Source organism: Gemmatimonadota bacterium (assembly GCA_016209965.1).
GTDB lineage: Bacteria > Gemmatimonadota > Gemmatimonadetes > Longimicrobiales > RSA9 > JACQVE01.
The window spans coordinates 1-3268 of sequence record JACQVE010000339.1 but is presented as its reverse complement, the minus strand read 5'-3'; the positions used below and the strand labels follow the sequence as shown (position 1 = coordinate 3268).

Genomic DNA, 3268 nt, shown 5'->3' with positions numbered 1-3268 from the left:
GTCGGGCTCACCGGAGCCGACGCACGTCCTCATCGCGATGGGGAGGAGCGAGGCCGACGCCCACTGCGCGGTGCGGTTCTCCCTCTCCCGCTACACCACAGAGGAGGAGATCGCCGGGACGGTGGCGGCGCTGGGCCGCGTCCTCCGCGAGATGGAGACGACGGTCCGGTTCCTGCCCTGCAAGTAGGGGCGGGGGGAGAGCGGAGCACTTCGAGTGACGGCCTCCAGCCACGGATCCAAGCCGCCGCGCGCGGAACGCGTTCCAGCCGAGCTCCCGCCGTGGGGTTGCGAGGGAGGGCTCACATGAGTGCTGTAAATGCTACACATGTAGGAGCTGATTGTTGGGCAGAAGTACACGCAGGCGGTCGCGGATCGTGATGCCGGGACACACGATCAGGAACGCATCGCTGTATCTCGCGTCCTGCGGGCTTGCGATCTTGTTGAGCGCCTGCCAGGCGATCAGCATGCCCATCACCACGGTCTTGCCCGCGCCGGTCGCCATCTTGAGGGCGATGCGGAAACTATCGGGGTTGCCACCGGTCGCGTTGGCATCGCGCAGCACGTTGATCATCCAGGCGTCGCCATACTTGGCGGCCACCTCCGCGATGTAGATCGCGGTCTAGATCGCCTCGATCTGGCAGACGAAGAGCTTCCGATCGCGCTCCGGATGCGTCCAGTACTGGAGCAGCCGTGCGGTAGTCGTGGTCACGCCGGCGTAACCGCCCTTCCTCCAGATGCCCACCTTCTCCCGGATCCGGTTCACCAGCTCGTTGGCCCGCAGGCGGTCGCGCGTCCATTCCGCCTCGAGCGTGAGCTGGGCGGTCTGGCGCCGGCCGGCCGCGATCGGAACGAAATAGCTGGACTCCCGGCGCGCACCTTCGATGATGCGGCCGGTAATACCGCGCTCGCCGAACTCGAAGTGCCGCGTCGGCTGCCGAACGCCCGCAGGAACTCCGATTCGCGCAGCGCCGGGAACCGCCGCAATCGCTCGAGCAGTGGCGCGGCCGCGCGCCCGAACGCCCCGGCATCCAGCTCCGGCTCGCGCGGTGCCTCGCCCGGCTGGCGGTTGTCATGGAAGAGATTGTTGCGTTCGGTGAACCCGCCCGGCACGTTCTCGCGCGCGACGGGCCGTTGCGTGCAGTACGGCTCGCCCGAGTCGTAGCGCGGGTTCTGCCCGGTCCTGACCACGACGTTCGCGACGAAGCTGCCGGCCGCGGCGGCGGTGTCCCCCGCCGCGTCGCCCGCGCGGTCCAGCATTACGCCGCACGCGCCGGTCTCGAAAACGACGTTCTCCTCGATGAATGCGACGGCGCGGCCGCGCCCCGCACCCCAGTACGCGATCCCCCAGGTGAGCACGTCCTCGACGATGTTGTGCCGCATGTTCGCGCGTGCGTCCACGAACACGCCGATGCCCTTCCAGTAGCGGCGGACCAGGTTGCCGGCGACGTCGGCCTGGGCATTCCAGGTGAGCCCGATGCCTACGCCGCGCCCGCCGCCCACGCGCCCGCCCGACGCCTTGTTCACGCCATCGATGATGTTGTCGCGGATCGTCGCGCGCGCGTCGCGGTACAGCGCGATGCCATCCCAGGAGTTGCGCTCGATGCGGCAGCCAGTGACCTCAATGCGCGCGTTCTCGCGGCCGACGGCGCCCGCGATGCCGACCACCACGCTCGCGACGGTCGCCGAGTCGCCGATGTTGTCGCGGATGCGGCACGCCTCTAGCGCGACCGTGCCGCGCCGGACGACAACGGCGCCGTCGGTCGCGCGGCCGTCCGCATCGCGCACGCCGCCCGTGACCGTCACGCCGCGCAGCGCGCAGCCGTCGCAGTCCTCGAACAGGATGCCGTAGCCGGCGCGCGTGTGGATAATGGCGCTGTCCGCGTGCGCGCCCGTGATCTCGATCCCGACGCCGCTCACGCGCATGCCGAGCGTCGCGGGCACGGCCGTCGCTGGGTCCTCACAGTTGCCGCACGTCGGGTCCTGGTAGGCGGCAGCGGCGAGGTGGTAGCGGCCAGGGGCGAGGAGGATGCGGGCAGGGCCACGTACGGTGTCGAGCACGGCCTGCAATCGGCTCGGCTGGTTCGTGGAGGAATACGACGTCGCAGCCACGGGCGCATCCGGCGCGACGCGGACGACGCGCACCGCCTCGCGATGCGTCGCCACACCACAGCCGGCATAGATCGCGACCGCCGCCGCGGTTACGAAGAGGTGGACGAAGTACCGGCGCATCGGCGGAAAACTAAGGCGGGCGCCGCATCCGCGCACGTTCCTGGCCAGGGCCTCCGACGAGTCGGCGCCGCACCGCTTGACGGCAAGCCATAGCCAGCATATGGTTTTCCATATGAAAACGACGCTGGTGATTCCAGACCCCGTCATGGCGCGGCTGCGCGCCGAGGCTGCGCGCCGGGGACGGACGATCTCGGAGCTGGTCGAGGAGGCGCTGCGGCGGCTGCTCGATGAGGCGGAGCCGGGTGGCGGGGAGGTTCCGCCGCTTCCCGCGTTCGATGGCGGCCGCCCGGCGGTCGATCTGGCCAACCGGGAAGCGCTGGAGCACGTGATGGAGGGCTAGCTAGCTAGTGTTCCTCGTGGACACGAACGTCCTGATCTACGCGGCGAACCGGAGCGTTCCGGAGCATGCACGTTGTCGGGAGTTGCTGGAGGCGTGGCGGCGCCAGCGGACACCCTGGTACACCACCTGGGGCGTGGTTTACGAGTTCCTGCGGATCGTGACGCATCCCCGAGTGTTGGAGCGGCCGTGGACGGCGGTCGAGGCAGCGGGATTCGTGAGAGCGCTGCTGGCGTCGCCAGGACTACGGGTCCTGGTGGAGACGGATCGGCACGCGGACGTTGTGGCGGAGGTTCTAGGGCTGGTGCCCGGGCTGGCCGGCAACGTGTTCCATGACGTCCATACGGCCGCCTTGATGCGCGAGCACGGGATCCGGCGGATTTATACCCGCGACTCGGACTTCCATCGCTTCCCGTTTCTCCAGGTCCGCGACCCTCTGGTGTGAGCCGCCGACGCCGGGCGACGGCCGCGCCCGGGAAGCCAACCTTCAGAGGGCCGCCAAAGTAGCCGAAGTAACTTTGGATTTCGCAGCCTTTCCATCTCATACCAGCGCTGCCTGTTGCTAAACCCCGAACTGGTGAGAGCCTCGCCGCGGGCATTCAAGAGGACCTCGGGAGTCGGGGGCGACCCACGTACAGCCAACCAAGCGCGCAGTGCCCGCGTTGCCTCCTTCCACAGCGGCAGGCGACGCCATCCTCCGCC

At 69.1% G+C, this 3268-nt stretch carries 6 protein-coding genes; 3 read left to right on the top strand and 3 right to left on the bottom strand.

Annotated features, from left to right (window positions below):
* Nucleotides 1-37 precede the first annotated feature (37 nt).
* Nucleotides 38-187, top strand: coding sequence for a hypothetical protein (locus tag HY703_13585; GenBank protein ID MBI4546225.1), 150 nt, complete (start codon nucleotides 38-40; stop codon nucleotides 185-187).
* A 132-nt stretch (nucleotides 188-319) separates the two neighbouring features.
* On the opposite strand, the gene HY703_13580 is transcribed toward HY703_13585, so the two are convergent.
* Genes HY703_13580 through HY703_13570 form a run of 3 tightly spaced genes read right to left on the bottom strand, consistent with a single transcriptional unit; the run spans nucleotide 320 to nucleotide 2229 of the window.
* The gene (locus tag HY703_13580) at nucleotides 320-571 is read right to left on the bottom strand and encodes a DEAD/DEAH box helicase family protein (GenBank protein ID MBI4546224.1); all 252 of its coding nucleotides are present in this window, start codon (nucleotides 569-571) and stop codon (nucleotides 320-322) included.
* A gap of 48 nt (nucleotides 572-619) precedes the next feature.
* A complete protein-coding gene (locus HY703_13575) occupies nucleotides 620-763 on the bottom strand; it encodes a hypothetical protein (GenBank protein ID MBI4546223.1) in 144 nt (47 codons plus the stop codon).
* On the bottom strand, nucleotides 760-2229 hold the full coding sequence (locus tag HY703_13570; protein MBI4546222.1) for a right-handed parallel beta-helix repeat-containing protein: 1470 nt from the start codon (nucleotides 2227-2229) through the stop codon (nucleotides 760-762). The genes HY703_13575 and HY703_13570 overlap by 4 nt, the downstream gene beginning before the upstream one ends.
* Nucleotides 2230-2341: 112 nt before the next feature.
* On the opposite strand from HY703_13570, the gene HY703_13565 reads away from it, so the two are divergent.
* Together HY703_13565 and HY703_13560 are read left to right on the top strand one after the other, a co-directional pair.
* A complete protein-coding gene (locus tag HY703_13565) occupies nucleotides 2342-2569 on the top strand; it encodes a ribbon-helix-helix protein, CopG family (GenBank protein MBI4546221.1) in 228 nt (75 codons plus the stop codon).
* Nucleotides 2570-2576: 7 nt separating this feature from the next.
* Nucleotides 2577-3011, top strand: a complete 435-nt coding sequence (locus HY703_13560) for a PIN domain-containing protein (GenBank protein ID MBI4546220.1) — start codon at nucleotides 2577-2579, stop codon at nucleotides 3009-3011.
* Nucleotides 3012-3268: the final 257 nt, after the last annotated feature.

Bases quoted from the DNA above. Each gene is read 5' to 3' on its own strand.
- HY703_13585 (MBI4546225.1), top strand. From the start codon at position 38: ATGGGGAGGAGCGAGGCCGACGCCCACTGCGCGGTGCGGTTCTCCCTC.
- HY703_13580 (MBI4546224.1), bottom strand. From the start codon at position 571: ATGATCAACGTGCTGCGCGATGCCAACGCGACCGGTGGCAACCCCGAT.
- HY703_13570 (MBI4546222.1), bottom strand. From the start codon at position 2,229: ATGCGCCGGTACTTCGTCCACCTCTTCGTAACCGCGGCGGCGGTCGCG.
- HY703_13565 (MBI4546221.1), top strand. From the start codon at position 2,342: ATGAAAACGACGCTGGTGATTCCAGACCCCGTCATGGCGCGGCTGCGC.